The following is a 25,301-nucleotide window of genomic DNA, read 5'->3' on the forward strand; positions in this document are numbered from 1 at the left end:
AATTTCGTAACATTTTGGTTAGAAATTCGACTTATTTTATATCTTTAATTTTCTGACAAGAATAGTCTATGAAACAATTATTTTTTACTTTACTATTTATTACTTCTCTTTCTTCGTTTGCCCAAGAAGAATGGACAATTGAAAAGTGTATTGAGTATGCTTCGAAAAATAATTTGACTGTTCAGCAGAATACCATCAACCAAGAAATTTTCAATAAAAATTTAGAGTTAACCTACAATGCATGGTTGCCAACGGTTTCGGGTTATGTAGATACTAATTTTACAATCGGAACGTATAATCCAACAATAGAAAAGGGATATTATCAATTTGCGCATTCATTTGGTGTACAATCTAGCATTAATATTTATAGTGGTGGAGTTGTTCAATTGAATAAAGACAAAGCTGCTTTGGAATTGGAAGCGTCGAAAGTGCAAACTGCGATGACGATAAATGATATTTCGTTGCAAGTAGCGAATTATTATTTGGCGGTTTTATTGAACAAAGAATTGAAACAAGTTGCAGTTGGAAATCTAACTATTTCGAAACAATTATTGGATCAAAATCAAAAAAAGTTTAAAGCTGGATCTGTAGCTCAATCTGTTGTAGCTCAATCTGAATCTGAAGTCGCGACAAATACACGTGAAGTGGTAAATGCACAAATCGAAATAGAGCGTGCATTGTTCAATTTAGCGATGTTGTTGCAATTAAATGATTACCGAAATTTTGCTGTAACCGATGTGAAGATTCCAGATAATGTTACGTCTCAATTGTATAATTTGGATGATGTGGTGGAAACGGCTTATCAAAATCAGCCTTCTGTCAAACATGCCGAATTGCAAATTGATGTTGCTGCGAAAGAAACTCAAATCGCGCGAACTTCATTATTTCCAAAAGTGACAGGAAGTTTCAATTTCGGAACGAACTATCTGCAATATTTCAACAAGAGATTACGCCAAGATGCGTTATTAGAGCAATTAGGACATAATGTAACAGGTGTTTTTGGAGTTGGTGTGACTATTCCAATTTGGAATCAATATTCCTATAAAATTAATATTCAGAAAGCATTAATCAACGAGGATTTAGCAAAAGTTGGTCTTTTACAATCGAAACAAGAGGTGTTGAAAAATGTTCAGTCTGCTTATTTCGAAGTAAATAGTTCTTATGCGTCATACGATTCGTCGAAAGAAGCGGTAAAATATGCGAAAATTTCATACGATTTTGCGCAAAAATCTTACAATGCCGGTGTAATTAATCAATATGATTTTAACCGTTCGCGTAATGATATGATGGTTGCAGAATCGCAAATGTTGCAAGCGAAATATAACTATATTTTCAAACAAAAAGTATTAGATTTCTATGCTGGCGTTCCTATTACGTTGGAAGAAAAATAGAGGTTTAACTATTTTAATAACCTTTTTTTGATATAATTTATTTCTAGATTTTTTAAATTTAGAAATGATAAATATTCAAGATTATATAAAAAGTTTTTTGTCTCACTTTCCAGAAAATGTAAATCAGCAACCTTGGGAAATCGTAGATAATTTAGAGGAAATTATTACCAATAAAATTCAGCAACTATCTGATGATTATACGATCGAAGGTAGTGTTGCGATTCATAAATCTGCAACTGTAGAGAAAGGAGTTACACTAAAAGGAACAATTATTATTTCAGAAAATTGTTTTATCGGAGCGCATGCGTATTTACGTGGACCAATTTTTCTTGCGAATTCGGTTATTGTTGGCCCGGGATCAGAAGTAAAACAAGCAATTCTTTTTGAAAAATCTGCAATAGCACATTTCAATTTTGTTGGAAATAGTTTAATTGGTGAAAATGTAAATTTTGAGGCTGGTTCTATTTGCGCGAATCATTACAATGAACGTATTGATAAAAATATTTCTGTAAAAGTCAACGATCAAATTATTTCAACTGGTGTAACGAAATTTGGAGCTTTGGTAGGAGACGATTCAAAAATTGGAGCAAATGCAGTTCTTTCTCCAGGAACTATTTTAGAACAAAATTCTATTGTGAACAGATTAGAATTGGTCAAACAAATCGATTAAAGCTAATTATTTTCTCCATTTCTGATAGAAAATCATCTTATCAAACATAAATCATCTAACTTTCGTGATGTATCTTTGCATCATGGCAACAATCTTAAATTTAGAAACTTCAACAAAAAATTGTTCAGTTTCGATTGCTAAAGATGGCGTTCAACTATGTTTGGTTGAAGAAAGTGATGAAAATTATGCACATGGCGAAAAACTGAATCAGTTTGTGGATTGGTGTGTGGAAGGTGCGCAAATAAATTGGAAAGATATCGAGGCGGTTTGTGTTTCAAAAGGTCCTGGGTCTTATACAGGTTTACGTATTGGCGTTTCGTCTGCCAAAGGTTTTGCATATGGTTCTGATATCCCGTTGATGGCGATTAATTCGTTGCAAATTTTGGCGGAATCACAATTAAATCAAGAGGTTGATTATATCATTCCGATGATTGATGCAAGACGAATGGAAGTCTATACAGCTTTGTTCGATAAGCAAGGAAATCAGTTAACAGAAACCGAAGCGAAAGTAATCGACGAAACTTCTTTTGAAGAATTGAAAGGAAAGAAAATTATTTTTGTGGGTGATGGAGCAGAAAAATGTCAAGAAGTTTTAGCGCATTTGGATGCTACGTTTATACAAACTTTTCCATCGGCAAAAGATATGATTCGTGTTGCGGAAGAAAAATTTAACCAAAAGTCATTTGAAGATGTTGCGTATTTCGAGCCATATTATTTGAAGGATTTTGTGGCTGGAAAAAAGAAATCTGAATAAAATAAAAAGAGATAATTTATGAAAAATCTTGTGTTGACAATCGCTTCATTATACGGAATGACGGCGGTTATATTAGGCGCTTTCGGAGCTCATGCGTTCAAGAAAATTTTACCTGCGGAAAAATTAGCAAGTTTTGAAGTAGGGGTACGTTATCAAATGTATCATGCAATAGTTTTATTAGCTGTTGGAATGTATTTTCAATTTAACAACGGATTAGAACGCTCTGCTGCTTGGTGTTTAATTGCCGGAACATTTGTTTTTTCTGTAAGTATCTATTTGTTGTCATTCGCAGAACATTGGAACGTAAACCTTAAATTTTTAGGACCAATTACGCCACTTGGAGGATTATTCATGATTATCGGTTGGGGTTTATTGGCTTGGATTTTTATGAAAGGAAAATAATTTTCTTTAAATTTATATAATTGTTAATCAGTTATATGAATTTGTGGAATAAATTATTGGTTGGATTATTATTTTTGCTTGCAATTAATACAAAAGCGCAAGATAAATTAGTGTTGACGACTCCTTTAATCTTTAAACATAGCAACTTTGAATTGAAATTGTTTAACAACCAACAATTCCAATACAAGTCGGTTTTTTATAACTGTATTGTAGAGTTAGATAAAAACGGTAAAGAAATCAATAATGCTAATTATGGTTTTGCTGAAGGAACTTATCAAGTAAAGGACAATAAATTAATCTTAACTGTAAAATCGTCAAGTAACTATTATTCTTTAGAAAAAGAATATTACTTTTTGATTCTTGATAAAAAGACTTTTTTGATAGCCAACAAGGATCGAAAAAATCTCAAAGAAGCAAGGATGAGAAGACCAAATAAATCTTTTCCGAATTATATTATAGATACAGATAATCGTAAAGAATATACATTTTATAGTACTAATCAAAAAGTAACTATCGAAGGTTACGAAAAAGATAAAATATATCAAATGTTTAAATAAAAAAGACACTTTATAAAGTGTCTTTTTTCTATTTTTAATTTTTTCCATTTATCATTTTAGAAACAATTCCAGAATTTTTATTGACTTCATCGATAATAACTCCTATGAGATGAATGAGAAAGAAGATAGGAAACCAATATATTGCAGTTTTATGCAGTTCTTCCATAGGGTCTTTGTAAGTTCCATTTCCCCACATTAAATAAAATCCTGTCACAATATTAATTAGCATTAACAAATAGAAAATAATATAAATTATTCCCTGAAATTTTTCGGATGTTGAATGACTTTTCAAGGGATTAGGAAATCGGATTCCCTTTACCAGCATATAAACAATTCGGACAGCAAAAAGACCTAAAGCGATATAAGCAAATATTTCGTGCCATTGCCACATTGGTTCTAAAGAACTTCTCCCAATTGTTTTTAAAGTAGCGTCAGAAATGTTTAAACCTTCTTTTGAAACTTCATTAGTAATCAAAGCAGAAAGATTTTTCTTGCTCATCCATTCCATTCTCAAAAAACCAGTTAAGAAAAGCATTATCATCGATATTCCGATTGTCCAATGTAATAATCGATGGGTTAAAGTAAACTTTTTCATAATTTATAGTGATTAAAAAAACCTCTCAAAATTGAGAGGTTTTTGTTGTATTTTTTTATTCAAAATCGTCTTCTGTGAATTCGAATTCTTCAAATGTACATTCTATTTCGAAAGGAATATCTTTTTCAGATTCTTCTACAAAATCTTGCACTTCACCTTTCCAATTCAAGGTCAAAATTCCTTTGTCGTTTACACTAAAAGTTAATTCGTTGTTTACCGTTTCGTAATCTTCTTCCGAAACATTCAACGTTGTGTAATATACTTCCACAGTTTCACCTTCTTCGTCTTCTTCCTCGGCAAAACCATAAGGAATAGAAACTTTTTTACCGTTTAATTCCTCCACAGATTCTACATCCAAAGGAAAATCATCAATAAATAAAGAAAGTTGAGGGAAATCGTTTTGTAACGAATCGCCTTCTACGTGTTCTAAGTCATCAGTCGAATGTATTTCGACCAACAAACATTTTTTATTTCCTTGAAAAACGACTTTGCATAACGATTTTTCAATATTATAATTAAATGTTTCATCCGGATGGAAGAACTTAATTGTTTTCATTGTTTTGTTAATGTATGTTATTAATTATGAGTACGAATATAATTAAGTTCAATTAATTATCACAAAAAAAATGAGAGAAATTATATTTTTTCGCCTCTAAACCAAAAAAGCCATCTATCTAAGATAAATGGCTTCTATTATTTTATGAATATTCAATTCGATTATTTTGCAGCTTCTTCAGTTGCAGCAGCTGGTTTAGCTGATAAATCTACTTGTAATAAAACTTCGTCTTTTACAATAGATCCTCCACCACCTGTGAAAACAATTCCGAAATCTTTACGGTTAATTCCGAATTCTTCAGATTTGATTGTAACACCATTCGCATCAACAGTTACATTAGCTTTGAAAGTAACATTTTTAGGAACTCCGCGGAAATCTAAGTTTCCAGAAATTTCTGAATTGTAATCTCCTCCTTCTAAAGCTTTAACTCCTGTAATTTCGAAAGTTGCAGTTGGGAATTTTTCAACGTCTAAGAAATCAGCAGATTTTAAGTGTCCGTCTAATTTTCCTTTGCTTTCAGCATCAGCATCTAAATCTTTAGATTCGAAAGAAGCAAAATTAGCAACAAATTTCCCTGATTCTAAAACTCCGTCGTGTACTTTTACAGAACCTTCTTTTAATTTTACAACTCCGTAGTGACCTTCTTCTGGTTTGTTGATATCGTCAAAAGTTTTTCCACCTTTCCAATTTACAACAGATGCAGTAGTATCAACAGCATATTCTGCCGCTCCTTCAGTTGATGTTGCTCCTTCTTGAGCTTCAGTTGCAGCTTTAGTTTCAGTTTTTCCTCCACAAGAAGTTAATGCAACAGCAGAAACAACAGCCAATCCTAAGAATAATTTTTTCATATTGCTTTTTTTAATTTTTTCTTTTACAAAACTATAATATAAATTAATAGTTGATATTGATTTATATCAATAAATGAAATAATTAAACAATTATTTCATATTGAATAAATCTAATACCTTAGCCAAACATAAGAAAAATTATTCAATCGTGCTAAACGTAAAACAACTCAGTTATAATTATCCAGATTTCGAAGAAAAAGTACTCGATAACATCAATTTTGCAGTTAACAAAGGCGAAGTGATAAGTATTATCGGAGAAAGTGGAAGTGGAAAATCAACTTTACTGAAATTGATTTATGGTTTGCTAGATTTTAAAGAAGGAGAAATTTACTATCATACTAAGAAATTACGTGGTCCTGCTTATAACTTGATTCCAGGTCATAAAATGATGAAATACGTAGCGCAAGATTATGATTTGTTAGATTTTGTGACGGTTGGCGAAAATGTCGGAAAATTCTTAAGCAATTTTGATTTAGAGCTTAAACAACAACAAATTGACGAAGCGTTAACGGTGGTTGAAATGTTAGACTTTAAACATATTTTTCCAAATAAACTGAGTGGAGGTCAACGACAGCGTGTGTCTATTGCACGAGCTTTGGCACAACAACCCGAAATTTTGTTGTTGGATGAACCTTTTTCTAATTTAGATCAAACATTAAAATTAACCATTCGAGAAAAAATTATGGATTGGTGCAAGGCGCATCAAATTACAGTGATTTTTACAACGCATGATTTGAATGATGCTTTTTATACTTCGGATAAAATTTTAGTTTTGCAAAACGGAAAAATGATTCAGTTTGATGAGGTCGAGAATGTGCGAAATTCTCCTACGACAGATTATGTGGCCAAACTTTTTGGTTATGTAAATGTGTTGGATGATTCGCAAGATTTAGGGATTGATTCTTCTAAAATAGTCATTTATCCAGAAGAAATTACAATTTCTAAAAATGGAAAATTCGAAGGAAAAGTAATTTCATCAAAATTTCAGGGAAGAGATTATTTGGTAAGATTTACATTCAAAAACATTGAATTGCTGACTTATTCTTCTCAAAAATTAACGAAAGATGAGTTGATACATTTTGAAGTTATAAAATATCATCAATTATGCATTTAGAAAGTTTACAAGTAACGGAATTGTGTAGCGAACGATTAATTTTGATGCCATTTACGATTTCCATTTGCGAAAATATATTACAAAATAATTATACCAAATTAGAGCAATTAAATTTGGTTAGAGGAAAAGGTTGGCCAGATGCAGATGTAATCGAAACATTGCCTCGAATTATTGTGAACTTGTCTAAAGTTGACGCACCAACAGGTTTCGAATCGTGGATGATTATCAAGAAATCAACGCGAGAAATAATTGGTGATATCGGTTTTAAAGGTTATAATTTCGTTGGAAGAAGTTGTGATATTGGTTACGGAATTATCGAAGCTGAAAGAAAGCAAGGATTTGCCGTGGAAGCTGCTGCGGAATTGATAAATTGGGCATTTACGAAAGAAACTTTAGAGGAAGTTACCGCTTGTTGTTTGATAGAAAATATTAGTTCAACTAAACTTTTGAAAAAACTAAATTTTTCTGAACTGACAAGAGATTCAACCATGATTTATTGGTCGTTGTTAAGAGAAAATAAATTGAGTTAAAGAATAGATTCCTCGATAAACTTGGAATGATAATCAGATATAAAAAAAGCGAAATTCAAATTTAGAATTTCGCTTTTTTGTTTTTATTTATTCAACAAGAAATCTAAAACTTCTGCTGTAAAATCTTTCGGATTTTCGGCATGTAACCAATGTCCTGCATTTGCAATTTTCTTGATTTCCGAATTTGGAAAACGTTCTTTGATAATCATTTCATCTTCTGGCATAATGTAATTTGAATTTGCGCCACCCAAAAATAAAGTTGGACCATCAAATTCTCCTTTCAATAATTCAGAACCAATCATCTCTTGGTAAAATTTCTCCAAAATAGCTAAATTGAATCGAAAAGCATATTTTCCATTATCGGCGTGATAAACGTTTTTCAACAAAAATTGTCGCACACCAATTTCAGAAATATATTGTTCTAAAGTTGCTTCTACATCTTTTCGAGTTTCAACTTGATCAAAATTAACAGATTTCAACGCTTTGAAAATCGCATTATGATGAGGTTGATAAGCTTTTGGTGCCATATCCGCAACAATCAAATGATCTAATCTATTTTGATGAATCATCGCAAAATCAATCACAATTCTTCCACCAAGAGAATGTCCCAACAAATGTGCTTTTTCGATAGAATTTGCATCCATATAATTCACGATATCTAGCGTCATCGCTGCTAAAGAAGAATCTTCGCTATGAAAACTACGCCCATGATTGCGTAAATCAATCAAATGTGTCGTAAAATATTCGCCAAAATGTTTTCCTAATGTGCTCCAATTATCCAATTGCCCGAATAATCCATGAAAAACCAACAAATGTTTTTCACCAGAACCAACAATTTTACTATGTAAGATTTCTGCCATTTTTTACAAATTTGCTAATTCAATTTTACGTAAATACGCTTGTATTGTATTTTCTAAACCTAAATATAGCGCTTCAGAAATTAATGCATGACCAATAGAAACTTCTGCAATTGTTGGAATTTCACGAATAAAATATTCAATATTATCTAAACTCAAATCGTGTCCGGCATTTACAGCCAAGCCATTTTCGATTGCCAATTTAGCTGTTTCTTTATATGGATTGATTGCTTCAAGATTTCCTAAACCATATTGCGTTGCAAATTCTTCTGTGTACAACTCGATTCGATTAGCACCAGTTTTCGCAGCACTTTCAATTAAAGCAGGATTTGGATCTAAGAAAATAGAAGTTCTGATTCCAGCATCTTTAAACGTTTTAATCACATCTGTTAAATAATCAAAATGTTTGATTGTATCCCAACCAGCGTTTGATGTAATCGCATCTTCTGCATCAGGAACCAAGGTAACTTGTTCTGGTTTTGAGTTTAAAACCAATTCCATAAAACTATCAATCGGTTTTCCTTCAATATTAAATTCAGTTGTTACAACAGGTTTCAAATCGTACACATCTTGGTAACGAATATGGCGTTCGTCTGGACGTGGATGAATCGTAATTCCCTGTCCTCCGAATTCCTGAATTTTGATTGCCGCTTCTACAAGATTTGGCGTATTTCCGCCACGCGCATTACGAATTGTGGCAATTTTATTTATATTAACACTTAATTTAGTCATGATTTTATATTATAATTTTTTTATATCAGAAAGCGAAATGCTTTGCATAATTTCTAAGTCAAATTTACGACAAGCTGTTAACAAATGATCGAAAATATCAGACTGAATTCTTTCAAACTCCAAATTGCTTGCCGAAGTTGTAAAACATCCAATTTCTATGGGCATTCCAAGCGGAGAAACAGGTAATTGTTTTACGATAATTGGATCATTTTGCGAAACTGTTTTCAAACTTTTTAAATAATGTTCAACATAAATTCTAAAAACACCAATATTGGTTAAGTTTTTACCATTAATATCTAAATCAGAATTTTCAATGTTTTGATTATAGATAGAGATTTCGTGACGTTTTTGTTGAATATAATGATGAATTAAAGTAATATTTTCGAAACGATTTAACATTTCTTCGTTACAAAACTGAAACGAATTTACATTAAACGAAACAGAACGTTTTATTTGACGTGTTCCAGTTGCCAACATCGCCATATGATTGGTTACCTGAGACGATACCAAATCTACAGTTGGAACCGTTGCAATAGATTTATCAAACTTCTCAATTTTTACTAAATTGATGTTAATTTCTTTTACTGTTCCTTCAATATCGCCTTTGGAAACGGTAATCCAATCGCCAACTTTTACAATTTTAGAATAGGAGATTTGCAAACCAGAAACAAATCCGAAAATTGCATCACGAAAAATCAATAAAACAGCTGCGGTTAAAGCTCCGAGAACAGTAATAATTGTGTTTTTATCAACCGTAAACAAAATCATTATTCCAGAAATAATCGCAAAAAACGTGATAATAAACTTCAACATTTGCCCAAAAGTTCGCACTCCAACTGTTGTATAACTATTTTCTTCGTTGTACACATCAATAATTGTATTGATAACTCGGAAAATAAGTTGCGTAAAAACGATTAATGAAATAAGTTGTGTAATGCGTTGAACAACATGAAAAATATTTCCTTCATTCTTGAACAAAATAACATTCATGCTTAATGCAAAACTGATTGGAATGAGATGAATAGCTGAAACAAAGACTTTGTTTTTGTACAAAAACTTCAACCAATCGTTTTCGGTGAAATTTTTCAGTTTTTTTAGAAGCGGAAGAATAATAGCTCTTAGCACAAAATCTAACACAAAAAGAATAGCTATCCAAGAGACAATTTCTAAGAAATTAAAAAGATTTTCAGACAAATCAATTTTGAAATATTGATTGAAAAAAAATTTTACACCATCAGAAAATTCTTCATAAAAAGATTTATCTTGCATAAGCTGTTAATTGAGTTTAAATAGATTTGTTTGTGCAAAGTTACAGTTTTAAAAATACTAAAATAATGGATAACGATAGTATACTAAATCTTATTAGTGGAATTTTATTGGTTGTTGGTTTGGTCGGAACTGTTTTGCCAGTTTTACCAGGAGCACCTTTGGCATTGGTCGGATTATTGGTTTTCAAATTCAGTGGTGATTGTAGTTACAATTGGGGAACGATAATTATTGCAGGACTTTTTGTGTTATTAGGTGCGCTTTTAGATTATTTATTACCAGCTTACATGACCAAAAAATTAGGTGGAACCAAATACGGAATTTGGGGATCTATTATCGGATTAATCATCGGATTATTTTTTCCACCAATTGGTTTTATTGTAGGTCCTTTTCTGGGAGCATTATTAGGCGAATTAATTTTTACTGCGGCTTCGCCAAAAGTTGCATTAAAATCTGCTTTCGGATCTTTTGTAGGATTTATTTTAACAACAGGTTACGACATTATTTTAACGTTAATATTTATCGGAATATTTGTATATCAATTGATGAATTAATCAGATTAAATGGTTGAAATTAGGTCAATAAAAAAAAATGACCTATATTTGCAAAGAATTTAAAGGAATAAATGGAGGAGGGCTGGTTATAGCTCTCTTTTTCGTTGTATATGGATTCAAGTAAAGTAAAACAGCTGATAGACGAAGCAATTGCGGAAAATCCGTCATTGTTTCTTATCGATTGGAAAATCACTCCAGATGATAAAATTGTAATTTTAGCAGATGGAGACGAAGGTCTTTCAGTCGAAGAAATTGTAAGAATAAGCCGACATGTAGAGCATAATCTTGATAGAGAAGAATGTGACTTTGCATTAGAGGTTTCCTCTCCTGGTGTAGGAAGTAACCTAACCATGCCACGTCAATTTGCTAAAAATGTAGGAAGAACTTTAGAAGCTACATTAAATGACAAAGTGATGGAAGGCGAAATTGTAGAAGCCGATGAAGAAGGTGTTACAATTTTTTGGGAAGCACGCGAACCAAAACCTGTAGGAAAAGGAAAAATTACAGTAGAACACGAAGAAAAAATAAATTACGCTGACATTAAGAAAGCGATTATAAAAGTCACCTTTTAAAAAAATTAAAGTTTAATGGACAATCTTGCATTAATTGAATCTTTTGGAGATTTTAAAGACGATAAGAACATCGACCGTATTACGCTGATGGCAATCTTAGAAGAAACCCTGAAAAGTGTTTTGAAAAAGAAATATGGTACAGATGATAACTTTGATATTATTGTAAATCCTGATAAAGGAGACTTAGAGATTTGGCACAACCGTATTGTTGTAGAAGACGGTTTCTCAGAAGACGACGCAACAGATATCGAATTATCTGAAGCACGTAAAATTGAGCCAGATTTTGAAGTAGGTGAAGAAGTATCGGAAAAAATTCCGATCGAAGCATTAGGTCGTCGTGCGATTTTAACATTACGCCAAACATTGGTTTCTAAAGTAATGGAGCATGATAACTCTAATTTATACGAGAAATTTAAAGGTTTAATTGGAGAAGTAGTTTCGGGAGAAATCCACTATGTACGTCACAAACAAGTGATTATTATGGATGACGAACAAAACGAAATGATTTTACCAAAAGAAAATCAAATACCATCAGATTTTTTCAGAAAAGGAGATACATTACGTGCAGTTGTAGATGATGTAAAATTAAGAGGAGCAAAACCTCAAATTATTTTATCTAGAACATCACCAAAATTCTTAGAGAAATTATTTGAACAAGAAATTCCAGAAATTTTAGACGGATTAATTACAATCAAAAATGTAGTTCGTATCCCTGGAGACAAAGCAAAAGTTGCAGTAGAATCTTATGATGATCGTATCGATCCAGTAGGAGCTTGTGTCGGAATGAAAGGATCTCGAATCCATTCAATTGTACGCGAATTACGTAACGAGAATATCGACGTAATTAACTACACAAATAACATGAGTTTGTTTATTCAACGTGCTTTAAGCCCAGCTAAAATTTCGAATATCGAAATTAATGAAGAAGAAAACAAAGCCTTAGTTTACGTAAATGCAGACGAAGTTTCGAAAGCAATTGGTAAAGGAGGTTACAATGTTCGTTTAGCTTCTAAATTAGTTGGAATGGAAATTGATATTTTCAGAGAAGGAGCCCAAGACGAAGACGTAGAATTATCAGAATTCTCAGACGAAATCGATGCGTGGGTAATCGATGCATTTAGTGCTATCGGGTTAGATACTGCCAAAAGTATTTTAGAACAAGATGTTGATGATTTAATTAAACGTACGGATCTAGAAGAAGAGACGATCTTAGACGTAATCCGTGTGTTAAAAGAAGAGTTTGAAGATTAATTCATTCTCAAGTCATAAACAATTCATACATTTGCAAACATTAAAATAAGAGATTAGCTTCATATGTCGGAAACAATAAGATTAAGTAAAGTATTAAAAGAATTAAATATATCAATAGATAGAGCTGTTGATTTTTTAGAAGGGAAGGGTACAACAGTAGAAAAAAATCCGAACTCTAAAATCGACGTGCCAACTTACGATATTTTAGTTAATGAGTTCCGATCTGATGCTAAACAAAAGCAAGCTTCCGGTGAAGTAGTCATTAACAAAATTTCAGATATCAAAGCCGCTGAGAAAAAAGAAGCAGAGGCAAAAGCTGCAACTGAAAAACCAGTAGAAAAGAAACCTGAAATCATTGAAACGACGAAAGTTGAATTGGAAGGACCAAAGACTGTTGGAAAAATAGACTTAGATGCTTTGAAACCTAAAGCCAAAGTAGAAAAACCTGCGGCAAAAGAAGAGGTGAAGAAAGAAGAAATCAAGAAAGAGGAGGCACCAAAAGCTGAACCTAAAACTGAATCAAAAGAGGAACCGAAAGGACCGAAAGTGATAAAAGTTATTGATCTTGATAAAATAAATAATACAGGTAAACCTAAAAAGCAAGATTCTCCAGCTCCTAAAAAAGAGCAAGCAGAACCTAAAAAGGCGGAAGCACCGAAGGCGGAAGTTAAAAAAGAGGTGAAGAAAGAAGAACCTAAAAAGGTGGAAGAGGTTAAAAAGCCTGAAATAAAAACGGAAGCGAAGCCTGAAGTGAAGAAAGAAGAAATTGAAGAAGTAGCAGCAGTTGAACCTCAAAAAATTGAAACTGTCTACACAAAATTAGATGGACCTAATTTTACAGGTGCAAAGATTGACTTATCTAAATTTGATAAGAAAAAAACTGACGATAAAAAAGGGAATCAAAAAGGTGCTAATAACGCTGCTGACAAGAAAAAGCGCAAACGTATCCAGAAAAACGTTAAACCAGAAGATGTAACAAAAGCTGGAGAAAACGGAGGAAACAATAATAATCGTCAAGGTGGTAACAACAACCACGGAGGAAATAATAATAACCGCCAAGGTGGTAATAACAACCATGGAGGAGGAAATAATAACAACCGTCAAGGAGGTCAAGGACAAGGAGGAAATCGCCCAGGAGGTCAAGGTGGAAATCGTCAAGGTGGTGGAAACTTTAGAGGTGGAAACAACCGTGGACCAAGAGTTCCTCAAGTAGAACTTTCTGACGAAGATGTTAAAAAACAAATTAAAGACACTTTAGATAAACTTACTAACAAAGGAAAAGGATCTAAAGGGGCTAAACACAGAAGAGACAAACGTAAAGAACGTCGTGAGTTTGCTGAGCAAGAGCAAGAAGCAATGGACATGGACAAAACTTTACATGTAACAGAATTTGTAACGGTTAACGAATTAGCTTCGTTAATGGATGTTTCTGTTACAGAAGTTATCTCTGCATGTATGTCATTGGGAATCATGGTTACCATGAACCAACGTCTTGAAGCGGATACAATTCAATTAGTTGCAGATGATTTCGGATTCGAAGCAGTATTTGCTAATGCTGAAGAAGAAATCTCAACTGAAGAAGAAGAAATCGATAACGAAGAAGATTTAGTAACTCGTGCGCCAATTGTAACTGTAATGGGACACGTTGACCATGGTAAAACATCTTTATTAGATTATATTCGTAAAGCAAACGTAATTGCTGGTGAGTCTGGAGGTATTACACAACACATTGGTGCGTATAACGTAACATTGCCAAGTGGTAAGCGTGTAGCGTTCTTAGATACACCAGGTCACGAGGCCTTTACAGCGATGCGTGCTCGTGGTGCTCAAGTAACGGATATTGCAATTATTGTAATTGCGGCCGATGACCAAATCATGCCACAAACACGTGAAGCAATTTCTCACGCTCAAGCAGCTGGAGTACCAATGGTATTCGCTATCAATAAGGTTGATAAACCAGCAGCTAACCCAGAAAAAGTAAAAGAGCAATTAGCTCAAATGAACTTATTAGTTGAAGACTGGGGTGGTACTTACCAATCTCAAGAAATCTCGGCTAAATCTGGTTTAGGAGTAGAAGATTTATTAGAAAAAGTATTATTAGAAGCTGAGGTATTAGACCTTAAAGCGAATCCAAAACGTAAAGCATCTGGTACAGTTGTAGAAGCTGCATTAGATAAAGGACGTGGATATGTTTCGACAATTATTGTACAAACAGGTACATTACACATCGGAGATTATGTATTAGCAGGATCTCACCATGGTAAAGTTCGTGCAATGTTAGATGAGCGTGGCAACAATATCAAAGTTGCTGGACCATCAACACCAGTTACAATATTAGGATTAGCAGGTGCGCCAACTGCAGGTGATAAGTTCAAAGTTTACGAAGACGAACGCGAAGCGAAACAAATTGCAACTCGTAGAGATCAATTACAACGTGAGCAAACTATTCGTACACAAAAACACATCACACTTGATGAGATTGGACGTCGTATCGCTTTAGGAGATTTCAAAGAGTTGAATATTATCTTGAAAGGGGACGTGGATGGTTCTGTAGAAGCATTAACAGACTCTTTACAAAAACTTTCAACAGAAGAAATTATTGTTAACATCTTACATAAAGGAGTTGGACAAATTACAGAATCTGACGTATTATTAGCTTCTGCTTCAGATGCGATTATTATCGGATTTAATGTTCGTCCTGGTGGATCTGCTCGTGATATTGCAGAAAAAGAAGAAGTTGAAATTAGAACTTACTCAATTATTTATGCTGCGATCGAAGAGATCAAAGAAGCGATGGAAGGAATGTTATCTCCAGAGTTGAAAGAGCAAGTAACAGGTAATATTGAGGTTCGTGAAACATTCAAAGTAACGAAAGTTGGTACTATTGCTGGATGTATGGTCTTAGACGGTAAAGTTTACAGAAACTCTAGTATTCGTATCATTCGTGACGGAGTTGTAATCCACGATGGTGAATTAGCTTCATTGAAACGTTTCAAAGATGACGTGAAAGAAGTTAGTAAAGGTTACGAATGTGGTCTTAACATCAAAAACTTCAACGATATTCAAGTAGGTGACATTATCGAAGCTTACGAAACTGTAGAGGTTAAAAAGAAATTGAAATAATCAATTCTCAACAAATATTTTAAAAGGAGCTCAATTTGAGCTCCTTTTTTTATGAAATTTTATTTAATAAAAATCAATACTCTACTTGTTATATAGAATTATATTCTGTTATTAATCTTATTTTTAGAATAGAATCTCTGTTTAACGTTAATTTAAAGTTTTCTTTTATTTTATTTAAAAACGACTTGTTTTATATTCTATAAAGTCTATAAATTTGCTAGACTTTTAAAATTGTAAATATGAACAAGAAATTATACTCACTCAAAAAAATATTTTTTCTAACTGCTCTTTTCGGCGGAACATTTTTATTCGCCCAAACTAAAGTCACAGGTACGGTTGAAGATATAAATGGACCAATCGATCAAGCAACGGTTAATGTAAAAGGAACAAATATTACGACGACAACAGATGCAGATGGTTTATATCAATTAACGTTAGAGCCTGGGAAGTATGAAATTATTGTTTCAAAAATAGGTGAGCCAACAACGACGCAAACGATTAATGTGCTTGATGAAAATGAAGTTTCTTTAGATTTCTTTTTACAATCAATCAATTCGGATACTGATCTTAGCGAAGTCGTTTTGATTGGTTCACGTGCAGTTGGACGTACACAATTAGATTCTTCAACACCAGTTGATGTGATAGATATTAAAGAGGTGACAAAAGAAGTAGGACAAGTTTCGTTGAATCAAATCTTAAATTATGTTGCGCCATCTTTTAGCTCGAATACGCAAGTTATTTCTGACGGAACAGATCATATAGATCCTGCTTCTTTGCGTGGTTTAGGACCAGATCAAGTACTGGTTTTGATTAACGGAAAGCGTCGTCATACAACATCATTGGTTAATATTAATGGTTCGTTTGGTAAAGGTTCTGTTGGTACAGATTTGAATGCGATTCCAACTTCTGCGATCAAAAGAATTGAAATTCTTCGAGATGGAGCTGCTGCCCAATATGGTTCTGATGCGATTGCAGGTGTGATTAATATTGTCTTAGAAGATTCGACAGATAAACTACGTGCGTCAATTTCGTATGGAGGAAATCTTTCGAAAAATGCAGAAGATAATTTTGATGGTGAAACTTTTCAAGCGAATGTAAATTATGGTGTAAAAGTGGGTGAAAAAGGAGGATTTGTAAATGTTGCAGGTTCTTACGACAAGCGTCAACCATTCAATCGCCAAAAAGAATTTACAGGAACAATTTTCTCAGATTATAATCGACCAGATTTATACCCAAATCCAACTGGAAAAGATATTACAGAGGAAGAATTAGCGCGTCGTGGAGAAACGCGTGCTGATTATGTTTCGCGCATTGGACAATCAAAAAATGAAGGAGGAGCGATTTTTATTAATTCACTTTTTCCAGTTTCAGATAAAACCGAAATTTATGCATTTGGAGGATTAAATTATCGTTTGGGTGAATCGGCGGCTTTTCGTCGTCAGCCTGCTCAGTTACATCAAACAGTAGCGTCAATTTATCCAAATGGATTTTTACCATTAATTCAAACTAATAATTACGATCGCTCTTTAGCAGCGGGAATTCGTAGTGAAATTAACGGTTGGAAAGTTGATTTTTCGAACACATACGGAAATAATACCATCGATTTTGGAGTAAAAAATACAGTTAACGCATCGATGAAAGAATCTTCACCAACATCTTTTGAAGCTGGTGGATATCGTTTTACGCAGAATACAACCAACCTGGATTTTACGCGTTTTTTTGATGATGTTTTAGCTGGAATTAATGTCGCTTTTGGTGCAGAATTTCGTTATGAAAATTATCAAATTGTAGGAGGTGAAGAGTCATCTTATGCGAATTATGGTAAAGTTCGTCAAATTGGTGTAGACGGAAATGGAAAGCCAATTTATGTACAAGATTTTAATGGAAATATCAATACATTATTCGCTGTAAATGGTACTGCTTTAGCAGGTGGAGCGCAAGCTTTTCCAGGATTTTTACCAGCGAATGAAGTCAATGCAAATCGTCATTCTGTTGCGGCGTATTTAGATACTGAATTTAATTTTACGAAAGATTTCTTAGTGGCTGCTGCGTTACGTTATGAAGATTATTCAGATTTTGGTTCAACATTAAATGGAAAAATTTCGACTCGATACAAATTAGGAAACTATGTGTTGAGAGCCGCAGCAAGTACAGGATTTAGAGCGCCATCTTTACATCAATTATATTTTAGTGCAACATCAAGTTTATTCTTAGATGGAGCAATTTCTAATTCAGGAACTTTTACAAATGATAGTCGTGCTGCAAAATTATTAGGAATTCCACAATTGAACGAAGAAAAATCGAAATCAGTTTCGGCTGGAGCTACGGCAAATTGGGGAAAATTCAAATTGAGTGTTGACGGATATTTCATTAGAATTGATGACCGAATCATTTACACAGGATCTTTCACAGGAAGTAATGCAGCAAATGCATCAGCACAAGATAAAGAGATTTACGAATTATTGCAACAAGCAAATGCAACTTCAGCTCGTTTCTTCGCAAATGCAATTGATACCGAAACGAAAGGAATAGATGTTGTTTTGACGTATCAAGATCGTTTGGGAGCAGGAAAATTACGTGGAGATTTATCGGCGACTTTTAGCAAGACAAATGTTGTGGGTGATGTACATGCTTCCGATTTATTGAAAGGAAAAGAGTCTACTTATTTTGATCGTTCAAGTCGTATTTATTTAGAATCGGCTATACCTCGTACAAAAATTAATTTATCCATGAATTATTCATTGGATAAATGGAATGTTTACTTAAGAAACGTGTATTTTGGAGAAGTTGATGCAGCGACAAATACGGTGGCCGATTCGCAAACATTTAGCGGAAAAGTTGTAACAGATTTGAGTTTTGGTTATGCTTTCAACAAAAATATTTCGTTAACAATAGGAGCAAATAATTTGTTTGATATCTATCCTGATGAAACGAAAATTGGAGGAAATAGAGGAGCAGGATATTTTGTGTATTCACGTACTGGACAACAATTCGGAACAGGAGGACGCTTTGCTTTCGCTCGTTTATCATTAAGTTTATAATTTAAATAGTTTATATGTTTTACCAAATCTTTGTCGTAATTGATGAAGGTTTGGTATTTTTGTTTAAATCGATTTTATGAAAAAAATATCATTTATTATAGTTTCATTCTTCGCGATTATTCAGTTGAATGCGCAAGAATCTTACAAAAATGGAGCTGTTGTAACAGCTCATCCCGAAGCTTCAAAAGTTGGAGTTGAAATTCTAAAAAAAGGTGGAAATGCGATTGACGCTTCTATTGCAGTTCAGTTTGCGTTGGCGGTTGTTTATCCAAATGCAGGAAATATTGGTGGCGGTGGATTTTTGGTTTATCGTGATTCAAAAGGAAAGACCGATGCGTTAGATTATCGTGAAAAAGCACCTTTGAAAGCGAGTGAAGATATGTATTGGGACAAAAATGGAAATGCAATTACTGATCTTAGTTTGTATGGACAATTTGCTGCAGGAGTACCCGGAACAGTCGATGGAATGGTGAAAGCGCATGAAAAATATGGGAAATTAAATTGGAAAGAATTAGTTCAGCCAGCTATTAATTTAGCTCAAAAAGGATTTAAAATAACAAAACAACAAGCGAGCGAACTGACAAATAAGCATAATGATTTTGTAAAATATAATTCAAAAACGAATGCTTTAACGTCTAAATCATCTTGGAAAGAAGGAGATTTGTTGGTTCAAAAAGATTTAGCAAATACATTAAAATTAATTCAACAAAAAGGTCGTGCTGGTTTTTATGAAGGAAAAACGGCTGATTTAATAGTGAAAGAAATGAAACGCGGAAACGGAATTATTTCTCATGAAGATTTAAAAGAATATCAGTCAGTTTGGAGAACGCCAGTTTCTGGAAATTATAAAGGTTTTAAAGTGATTTCGATGCCGCCGCCTTCAAGTGGAGGAATTGCATTGGTTTCGTTATTTCAATCAATCGAAGATTATCCAATTAATAAATGGGGATTTCAGGCAGATTCTACAATTCAAGTGATGGTAGAAGCAGAGCGTCGCGTTTATGCAGATCGAGCAGAACATTTAGGTGATCCAGATTTTATAAAAGTTCCGCAAAAACAATTATTGGATAAAAGTTATAATGTGAATCGAATGAAAGATTTTTCGTTTGATAGAGCAACACCTAGTTCAGTAATCAAAGCGGGTGAAATAATCGGTAAAGAATCAATGGAAACGACGCATTATGTAATTGTTGATAAAGATGGAAATGCAGCTTCTGTAACGACTACTTTGAATAATTCGTACGGATCTTTGGTTGTTGTAGAAGGTGCAGGATTTTTGTTGAATGATGAAATGGATGATTTTTCTGTAAAACCAGGTACACCGAATTTGTATGGTTTGGTTGGAGGAAAAGCAAATGCGATTGAACCTTCGAAAAGAATGCTAAGTTCGATGACGCCTTCGATTTTAGAGAAAGATGGTAAATTGTTTATGGTTGTGGGAACACCAGGTGGTTCTACAATTATTACGTCTGTTTTTCAAGCAATTTTGAATGTTGTTGATTTCGGAATGACGATGCAAGAAGCTGTTGCAGCACCAAGATTTCATCATCAATGGTTGCCAGACCAGATCGATTATGAACCAAATGCGATATCAGAAAATGTTCGCGAAACGTTAAAACAAAAAGGTTATAAGTTGAAAGAACGTAAACCTTATGGACGTGTAGAAGGAATTTTGGTAAACAAGGATGGAACGTATCAAGCTGGAGCAGATCCGCGAGGAGATGATAAGGCAGTAGGGTATTAAAAAAGTTAGATAAACAAAAAGGCTATTCAATTGAATAGCCTTTTTAATATTATAAATAATTATTTTACCAACCTTTTATAGCTCCACCTTTGAATACTTCGTCTGCTTTTTTAACAACTTGTTCAGATTGGTATGCTTGTACAAATTTCTTCACTTTTTCATCGTTTTTGTTGTCTTCACGACTCACAATGATATTGACATAAGGCGATTCTTTATCCTCTGTAAAAATTCCTTGTTTTTTAGCATCTAAACCAGCTTGTCCTGCAAAATTATTATTAATAACAGAAATCGCTACTTTTTCATCATCTAAAACACGAGGTAATTGGGGAGCTTCTAATTCTAAAATCTCTAATTTTTTAGGATTAGAAACAATATCAGTTAATTTAGGAAATAAACCCACACCATCTTTCAATTTAATTAAACCTATTTTTTGTAACAACAATAAAGATCGACCTCCATTAGCTGGATCATTCGGAATAGCAATTGTATTACCTTCTTTTAATTCATTTATAGATTTTATTTTTTTAGAATATCCAACGATTGGGTATAAAAATGTATTTCCAATAGGTTCTAATTTGTAACCACGTTGTTTTTCTTGTTCTTCTAAAAATGGAACTGTTTGGTAAGCATTAACATCTAAATCACCTTGATTCAACGCTTCATTCGGAATAATATAATCATTGAAAGTAATCAATTCTACTTCCAAATTGTATTTTTCTTTTGCAACTTGTTTTGCAATTTGAGCAACCTCAAATTCAGGTCCAGTCATTACACCAACATTTATTGTATTTGCATCAGTTTTAGATTCTCCACATGATGTTAAAGCAAGTGCTGATAGTGTTGTAAGAAGTATATTTTTAATTAACTTTTTCATTGTTTAAATTATTTATGATTGAATTTTTTTGATAAGAAATCACCAGTAAATTGGATGATAAAAACGATAATTATTAATAGAATTAAAACGGTATTCATTATAAAAGTATCATATCCAACATACCCATATTGATAACCGATTTGTCCTAATCCGCCAGCTCCTACAGCGCCACCCATTGCCGAATAGCCGACTAAAGTAATTAACGTAATTGTTGCGGCATTTATTAACGATGGTAATGCTTCTGGTAACAAAACTTTGAAAATGATTTGCGAAGGTTTTGCACCCATAGAACGTGCTGCTTCTATCAAACCTTCAGGAATCTCTAATAAACTATTTTCTACTAAACGCGCTATAAATGGTGCGGCTCCAATACTAAGAGGTACCAAGGCAGCAGAAACGCCGATTGATGTTCCAACTAAACTTCGTGTAAAAGGAATCATCCAAACGATTAGAATAATGAATGGAATTGATCTGAAAATATTGACAAAAAAGGCTAAAATTTGATTAACCAATTTGTTTTCTAATAATTGTCCTTTTCTCGTTAAAAACAAGAATATTCCGATTGGAAGACCAAGTACAAAACCAAAAAATCCGGAAACAAATGTCATTAAAACTGTTTCCCAAGTTCCCTTAAGTAATAGATTAATAACTGCTTCTGACATAACCGATTTTTTCTAAATTAAATTTATTTTGCTGTAAATATGTTTCGATTGCTGAGTTTTCTTTTGAATTAATTTTCAAGAAAAATGTTCCGTAATTGATTTCTCCAGCATATTCGATTCTTGAATTTACGATTTCTGCTTCAATATTATGCAACGAATTTATTTCTGCAATAAGTTGATTGAATTTTGGTTGATTCGTGAAATTGATTTTATAAATTATTGAGTTATTATCTGAATAAGTATCAACCAAATTTTTCTGAAAACTTAGAGGTAAAGCTATGTCCAATGAATTTTTGATAAATTCTTGCGTGATATTCTCTTTCGGATTTGTGAAAATTTCTTCTACTGTACCATGTTCTACTAATTTTCCACTTTCAATCACTCCAACTTCATCACAAATAGAATTGATTACTTCCATTTCATGGGTGATTAAGAGAATCGTTAGATTTAATCGTTGATTGATTTCTTTCAACAATTTCAAAATAGATTTTGTAGTCGCAGGATCTAACGCACTTGTCGCTTCGTCACATAACAAAACTGTTGGATTATTAGCCAAAGCACGCGCTATTGCAACACGTTGTTTTTGTCCGCCTGATAAATTTGTAGGATATTCTTTTGCTTTTTCGTGAATATCAACAAGGTGTAAAAGTTCGTCAACCTTTGTTTTTATTTGGCTTTTTGAGATACCTTCCAATTCCATCGGAAAAGCAATATTTTCTTCTACAGTTCGCGAAGAAAGTAAATTGAAATGTTGAAAAATCATACCGATTTTTCTTCTTTCTAAAGTTAATTTTGAATTATTTAAGTTCAATAAATTTGTTCCATTTATCAAAACTTCTCCTGTATCAGGTCGTTCTAATAAATTAACACAGCGAATCAAGGTGCTTTTTCCGGCACCAGATTTACCAATGATTCCAAAAATTTTTCCTTCTTCTATCTGCAAAGAAACATCGCGCAAAGCATGAATTTCTCTTTTAGAAGTTCTGAAAGTTTTGGATATATTTTTTAGTTCAATCATTCTAAAAATCTTAATAAAAAAACCTCTCAATTATTATAAATAAATGCAGAGAGGTTGTGTTTTTTTTTGCTTTTATAAAGTCTATTAAAATTATGGACTTATAAAAAGTTATGCAAAAATAATTAGTTTTTTTTGAATGATTTTTTATTAAAAATGAAATTTATTCTACAAAATAACCATCTTGCAGGATAAATTTTCTAATTAATATTTAAGATTACGATTTATTATTGTATAATCGAAATTCATAGTAATTATTTCTTAAGATAAGATATCTCTAATTTCTGGATTTTTTTCAAACTGCGCTTTAGCAAAAGGACACAAAGGAATTACTTTGATATTATCTTTTCTCACCCAATCTACTAAGGCTAATAAAGCTTTTTTACCAACACCTTGTCCACCATATGCTTCGTCAACCTCTGTATGATCGATAATAATTTTATCATTACCAGCCCAAACGTAATCCATTTCTCCAGCTTTTTTATCACCATCTAAAACGACAAAAGCACCATTTTTCTTATCATCAATTTGTTTAATTTCCATGAGTTTTATTTTTTAAGTTGTTTATTAATCTTCTAAAGTACCAAACTTTCCGTTATTAAAATCCTCAAAAGCTTCGCGAATTTGCTCTTGTGTATTCATCACAAAAGGACCATAGGAAGCGATTGGCTCATTCAAAGGTTCTCCACTCAAAATTAATACCACACTATTTTTTGTTGCTTCAATTGAGAAATCTTCGCCTTCGTTTGTAAACAATAATAAGTGATCCGTTGGAACAATTTCTTGGTTGTTCACTTTTACTTCTCCATCAATAACTAATAAAACGGTATTGTAATTTGCAGGAAAATTAAAATTAGCTTTTCCATCTTCATTCAGTTTTGCATTCAGCATATTAACAGGAGAAAATGTTGATGCAGCACCTTTTGTTTGGTTATATTCACCAGAAATAACTTCGATAAAACCATTTTCAACTTCTACAGTTGGAATATCTTTATGTTCAATCGCTTGATATTTTGGAGTGCTCATTTTATCCTTTGCAGGAAGATTTACCCACAATTGAACCATTTGAAAAATTCCACCTTGTTTATAAAATTCTTCGGCATGATATTCTTTGTGTAGAACACCCGAAGCTGCTGTCATCCATTGTACATCGCCTTGATGAATTGTTCCTCCTCCACCAGAACTATCGTGATGAGAAACGCTTCCTTCATAAGAAATAGTTACAGTTTCGAAACCACGATGTGGATGCACGCCAACACCTTTTGGTTTGTCTGTTGCTGGAAAATTGAATTTAGAATTGTAATCTAACATAATAAATGGATCCATTCTTTTCATATCTAAATGATAACCACTTGGAATAAAATTGTGAACTCTAAACCCATCTCCAACGAAGTGAGGTTCTCTTGGAGCGATAACTATTTCTATATTTTTTGTATTCATAATGATTTTTTTATATGTTTTTATTTTTGTTATACAAATTTACGAAGCTAAATAGTTGATTATATTGATGTAGGTTAAGAAGTTTTAATTGAATAAGTTAACATATATCAATGGTTTGTATGATCTGTTAAATTTAAATAGTTCTAAAATATAGATGAACGATGTTTGTCTAATTATTGTTTTTTTTATATTTGGTTGTATCTATCTAACAAAATAAATAAAAATGAAAAAAAATTCAATAGTTTTAGGTGTATTTGCATTAGTTACATTAGGATCTTGTAAAAATGAAACACCTCAAGAAAAAGCGCAAAAAGAGTCACAGAAAGCTTTAGACAAAGCGTATGATGCAAACGAAGCAAATCAAGTTGCGACAAAGCTGTAGTAAAATCAGATATTGCAACAGTTATTTATACAGATATTGCTGCCGCAAATGCTGCTGTTGCTAAAATTCCGATGCCTGCATTGTTAAATGATAAAGCTAAAAAATTAGCAAGTGATTTGGGTAAAGCGTTGATTGATAGTATTAATGTAAAAGACGCAAAAGAAATAGAGAAATCTGAAAAGAAAATTACTGATTTGAAAAATGATGTTGAAAAAGCTTATCAAGACAGTAAAATAAATGTTGAGGATCGTGATGCAATCAAAACATATATCGAAGATTGTGTAAGAGCTGCAGTAGCTACTGTTGTAGCTATACATTCTTAATATTCTTTTTATAGAAGTATAAAGCCCACCTCAATTGAGGTGGGTTTA

26 protein-coding genes are annotated in these 25,301 nt (G+C 32.9%); 15 read left to right on the forward strand and 11 right to left on the reverse strand.

Going from position 1 to position 25,301, the window contains the following annotated elements; all coding sequences use genetic code 11:
• Positions 1–68: 68 nt before the first annotated feature.
• From B2217_RS14125 to B2217_RS14145, 5 genes are all read left to right on the forward strand, one after another.
• Positions 69–1,391, forward strand: coding sequence for a TolC family protein (locus B2217_RS14125; protein ID WP_114997947.1), 1,323 nt, complete (start codon positions 69–71; stop codon positions 1,389–1,391).
• A gap of 64 nt (positions 1,392–1,455) precedes the next feature.
• The gene (locus B2217_RS14130) at positions 1,456–2,061 is read left to right on the forward strand and encodes a DapH/DapD/GlmU-related protein (RefSeq protein ID WP_114997944.1); all 606 of its coding nucleotides are present in this window, start codon (positions 1,456–1,458) and stop codon (positions 2,059–2,061) included.
• An 82-nt stretch (positions 2,062–2,143) separates the two neighbouring features.
• On the forward strand, positions 2,144–2,815 hold the full coding sequence (gene tsaB / locus B2217_RS14135) for a tRNA (adenosine(37)-N6)-threonylcarbamoyltransferase complex dimerization subunit type 1 TsaB (RefSeq protein ID WP_038335034.1): 672 nt from the start codon (positions 2,144–2,146) through the stop codon (positions 2,813–2,815).
• A gap of 18 nt (positions 2,816–2,833) precedes the next feature.
• Positions 2,834–3,217, forward strand: coding sequence for a DUF423 domain-containing protein (locus B2217_RS14140; protein WP_114997942.1), 384 nt, complete (start codon positions 2,834–2,836; stop codon positions 3,215–3,217).
• 35 nt (positions 3,218–3,252) lie between these two features.
• Complete coding sequence (locus tag B2217_RS14145) at positions 3,253–3,774, forward strand: hypothetical protein (RefSeq protein ID WP_180905289.1); 522 nt, start codon at positions 3,253–3,255, stop codon at positions 3,772–3,774.
• Between the two features lie 34 nt (positions 3,775–3,808).
• Here the strand turns inward: B2217_RS14145 and B2217_RS14150 are convergent, their stop codons facing one another.
• From B2217_RS14150 to B2217_RS14160, 3 genes are all read right to left on the reverse strand, one after another.
• The gene (locus B2217_RS14150) at positions 3,809–4,369 is read right to left on the reverse strand and encodes a cytochrome b/b6 domain-containing protein (RefSeq protein WP_280045798.1); all 561 of its coding nucleotides are present in this window, start codon (positions 4,367–4,369) and stop codon (positions 3,809–3,811) included.
• A 55-nt stretch (positions 4,370–4,424) separates the two neighbouring features.
• Positions 4,425–4,925, reverse strand: a complete 501-nt coding sequence (locus tag B2217_RS14155; RefSeq protein ID WP_038335039.1) for a hypothetical protein — start codon at positions 4,923–4,925, stop codon at positions 4,425–4,427.
• Positions 4,926–5,086: 161 nt separating this feature from the next.
• Positions 5,087–5,773 carry a YceI family protein gene (locus B2217_RS14160; protein ID WP_280045797.1) on the reverse strand — a complete coding sequence of 229 codons (687 nt, stop codon included), beginning with the start codon at positions 5,771–5,773 and terminating at the stop codon, positions 5,087–5,089.
• A 100-nt stretch (positions 5,774–5,873) separates the two neighbouring features.
• Here B2217_RS14160 and B2217_RS14165 point away from each other — a divergent pair, with 100 nt between their 5' ends.
• Positions 5,874–6,887, forward strand: coding sequence for an ABC transporter ATP-binding protein (locus tag B2217_RS14165; RefSeq protein ID WP_280045796.1), 1,014 nt, complete (start codon positions 5,874–5,876; stop codon positions 6,885–6,887).
• Positions 6,878–7,417: a GNAT family N-acetyltransferase gene (locus B2217_RS14170; RefSeq protein ID WP_280045795.1), complete on the forward strand. Its 540-nt coding sequence runs from the start codon at positions 6,878–6,880 to the stop codon at positions 7,415–7,417. The genes B2217_RS14165 and B2217_RS14170 overlap by 10 nt, the downstream gene beginning before the upstream one ends.
• An 83-nt stretch (positions 7,418–7,500) precedes the next feature.
• Here B2217_RS14170 and B2217_RS14175 read toward each other — a convergent pair whose 3' ends face one another.
• The 3 genes from B2217_RS14175 to B2217_RS14185 are packed head-to-tail and all read right to left on the reverse strand — an operon-like array spanning position 7,501 to position 10,275.
• Positions 7,501–8,277 carry an alpha/beta fold hydrolase gene (locus tag B2217_RS14175; RefSeq protein WP_280045794.1) on the reverse strand — a complete coding sequence of 259 codons (777 nt, stop codon included), beginning with the start codon at positions 8,275–8,277 and terminating at the stop codon, positions 7,501–7,503.
• 3 nt (positions 8,278–8,280) lie between these two features.
• Positions 8,281–9,006 carry a pyridoxine 5'-phosphate synthase gene (locus tag B2217_RS14180; protein WP_291122930.1) on the reverse strand — a complete coding sequence of 242 codons (726 nt, stop codon included), beginning with the start codon at positions 9,004–9,006 and terminating at the stop codon, positions 8,281–8,283.
• Positions 9,007–9,015: 9 nt separating this feature from the next.
• Positions 9,016–10,275 carry a mechanosensitive ion channel family protein gene (locus B2217_RS14185; RefSeq protein ID WP_280051226.1) on the reverse strand — a complete coding sequence of 420 codons (1,260 nt, stop codon included), beginning with the start codon at positions 10,273–10,275 and terminating at the stop codon, positions 9,016–9,018.
• A 65-nt stretch (positions 10,276–10,340) separates the two neighbouring features.
• On the opposite strand from B2217_RS14185, the gene B2217_RS14190 reads away from it, so the two are divergent.
• From B2217_RS14190 to ggt, 6 genes are all read left to right on the forward strand, one after another.
• Entirely contained in the window at positions 10,341–10,826 is a 486-nt protein-coding gene (locus B2217_RS14190) for a DUF456 domain-containing protein (protein WP_125350498.1), read from the forward strand.
• Positions 10,827–10,936: 110 nt separating this feature from the next.
• Positions 10,937–11,398: a ribosome assembly cofactor RimP gene (rimP, locus tag B2217_RS14195; RefSeq protein ID WP_125350497.1), complete on the forward strand. Its 462-nt coding sequence runs from the start codon at positions 10,937–10,939 to the stop codon at positions 11,396–11,398.
• 15 nt (positions 11,399–11,413) lie between these two features.
• Complete coding sequence (gene nusA, locus B2217_RS14200; RefSeq protein ID WP_280037281.1) at positions 11,414–12,649, forward strand: transcription termination factor NusA; 1,236 nt, start codon at positions 11,414–11,416, stop codon at positions 12,647–12,649.
• A gap of 63 nt (positions 12,650–12,712) precedes the next feature.
• The gene (gene infB / locus B2217_RS14205; RefSeq protein ID WP_291122932.1) at positions 12,713–15,772 is read left to right on the forward strand and encodes a translation initiation factor IF-2; all 3,060 of its coding nucleotides are present in this window, start codon (positions 12,713–12,715) and stop codon (positions 15,770–15,772) included.
• Positions 15,773–16,011: 239 nt separating this feature from the next.
• Positions 16,012–18,813, forward strand: a complete 2,802-nt coding sequence (locus B2217_RS14210) for a TonB-dependent receptor (protein WP_291099431.1) — start codon at positions 16,012–16,014, stop codon at positions 18,811–18,813.
• Positions 18,814–18,889: 76 nt separating this feature from the next.
• On the forward strand, positions 18,890–20,557 hold the full coding sequence (gene ggt, locus B2217_RS14215) for a gamma-glutamyltransferase (protein ID WP_291069170.1): 1,668 nt from the start codon (positions 18,890–18,892) through the stop codon (positions 20,555–20,557).
• A 64-nt stretch (positions 20,558–20,621) separates the two neighbouring features.
• Here the strand turns inward: ggt and metQ are convergent, their stop codons facing one another.
• The 5 genes from metQ to B2217_RS14240 form a co-directional block, all read right to left on the reverse strand.
• On the reverse strand, positions 20,622–21,431 hold the full coding sequence (gene metQ / locus B2217_RS14220; RefSeq protein ID WP_280037274.1) for a methionine ABC transporter substrate-binding lipoprotein MetQ: 810 nt from the start codon (positions 21,429–21,431) through the stop codon (positions 20,622–20,624).
• Positions 21,432–21,439: 8 nt separating this feature from the next.
• Complete coding sequence (gene metI, locus B2217_RS14225; RefSeq protein ID WP_280037273.1) at positions 21,440–22,093, reverse strand: methionine ABC transporter permease MetI; 654 nt, start codon at positions 22,091–22,093, stop codon at positions 21,440–21,442.
• Positions 22,074–23,111, reverse strand: coding sequence for a methionine ABC transporter ATP-binding protein (locus B2217_RS14230; RefSeq protein WP_280049069.1), 1,038 nt, complete (start codon positions 23,109–23,111; stop codon positions 22,074–22,076). Before B2217_RS14230 ends, metI begins: the two co-directional genes overlap by 20 nt.
• 258 nt (positions 23,112–23,369) lie before the next feature.
• Positions 23,370–23,651: a GNAT family N-acetyltransferase gene (locus tag B2217_RS14235; protein ID WP_280037269.1), complete on the reverse strand. Its 282-nt coding sequence runs from the start codon at positions 23,649–23,651 to the stop codon at positions 23,370–23,372.
• Positions 23,652–23,675: 24 nt separating this feature from the next.
• Positions 23,676–24,548, reverse strand: a complete 873-nt coding sequence (locus B2217_RS14240) for a pirin family protein (RefSeq protein ID WP_280037268.1) — start codon at positions 24,546–24,548, stop codon at positions 23,676–23,678.
• 223 nt (positions 24,549–24,771) lie between these two features.
• Here B2217_RS14240 and B2217_RS14245 point away from each other — a divergent pair, with 223 nt between their 5' ends.
• Entirely contained in the window at positions 24,772–24,930 is a 159-nt protein-coding gene (locus tag B2217_RS14245) for a hypothetical protein (protein ID WP_185144212.1), read from the forward strand.
• A 71-nt stretch (positions 24,931–25,001) separates the two neighbouring features.
• The gene (locus B2217_RS14250) at positions 25,002–25,253 is read left to right on the forward strand and encodes a hypothetical protein (protein ID WP_125350491.1); all 252 of its coding nucleotides are present in this window, start codon (positions 25,002–25,004) and stop codon (positions 25,251–25,253) included.
• Positions 25,254–25,301: the final 48 nt, after the last annotated feature.

The sequence above is a fragment of the Empedobacter sp. UBA7620 genome, from assembly GCF_002484185.1.
Taxonomy (GTDB): Bacteria; Bacteroidota; Bacteroidia; order Flavobacteriales; family Weeksellaceae; genus Empedobacter; species Empedobacter falsenii_C.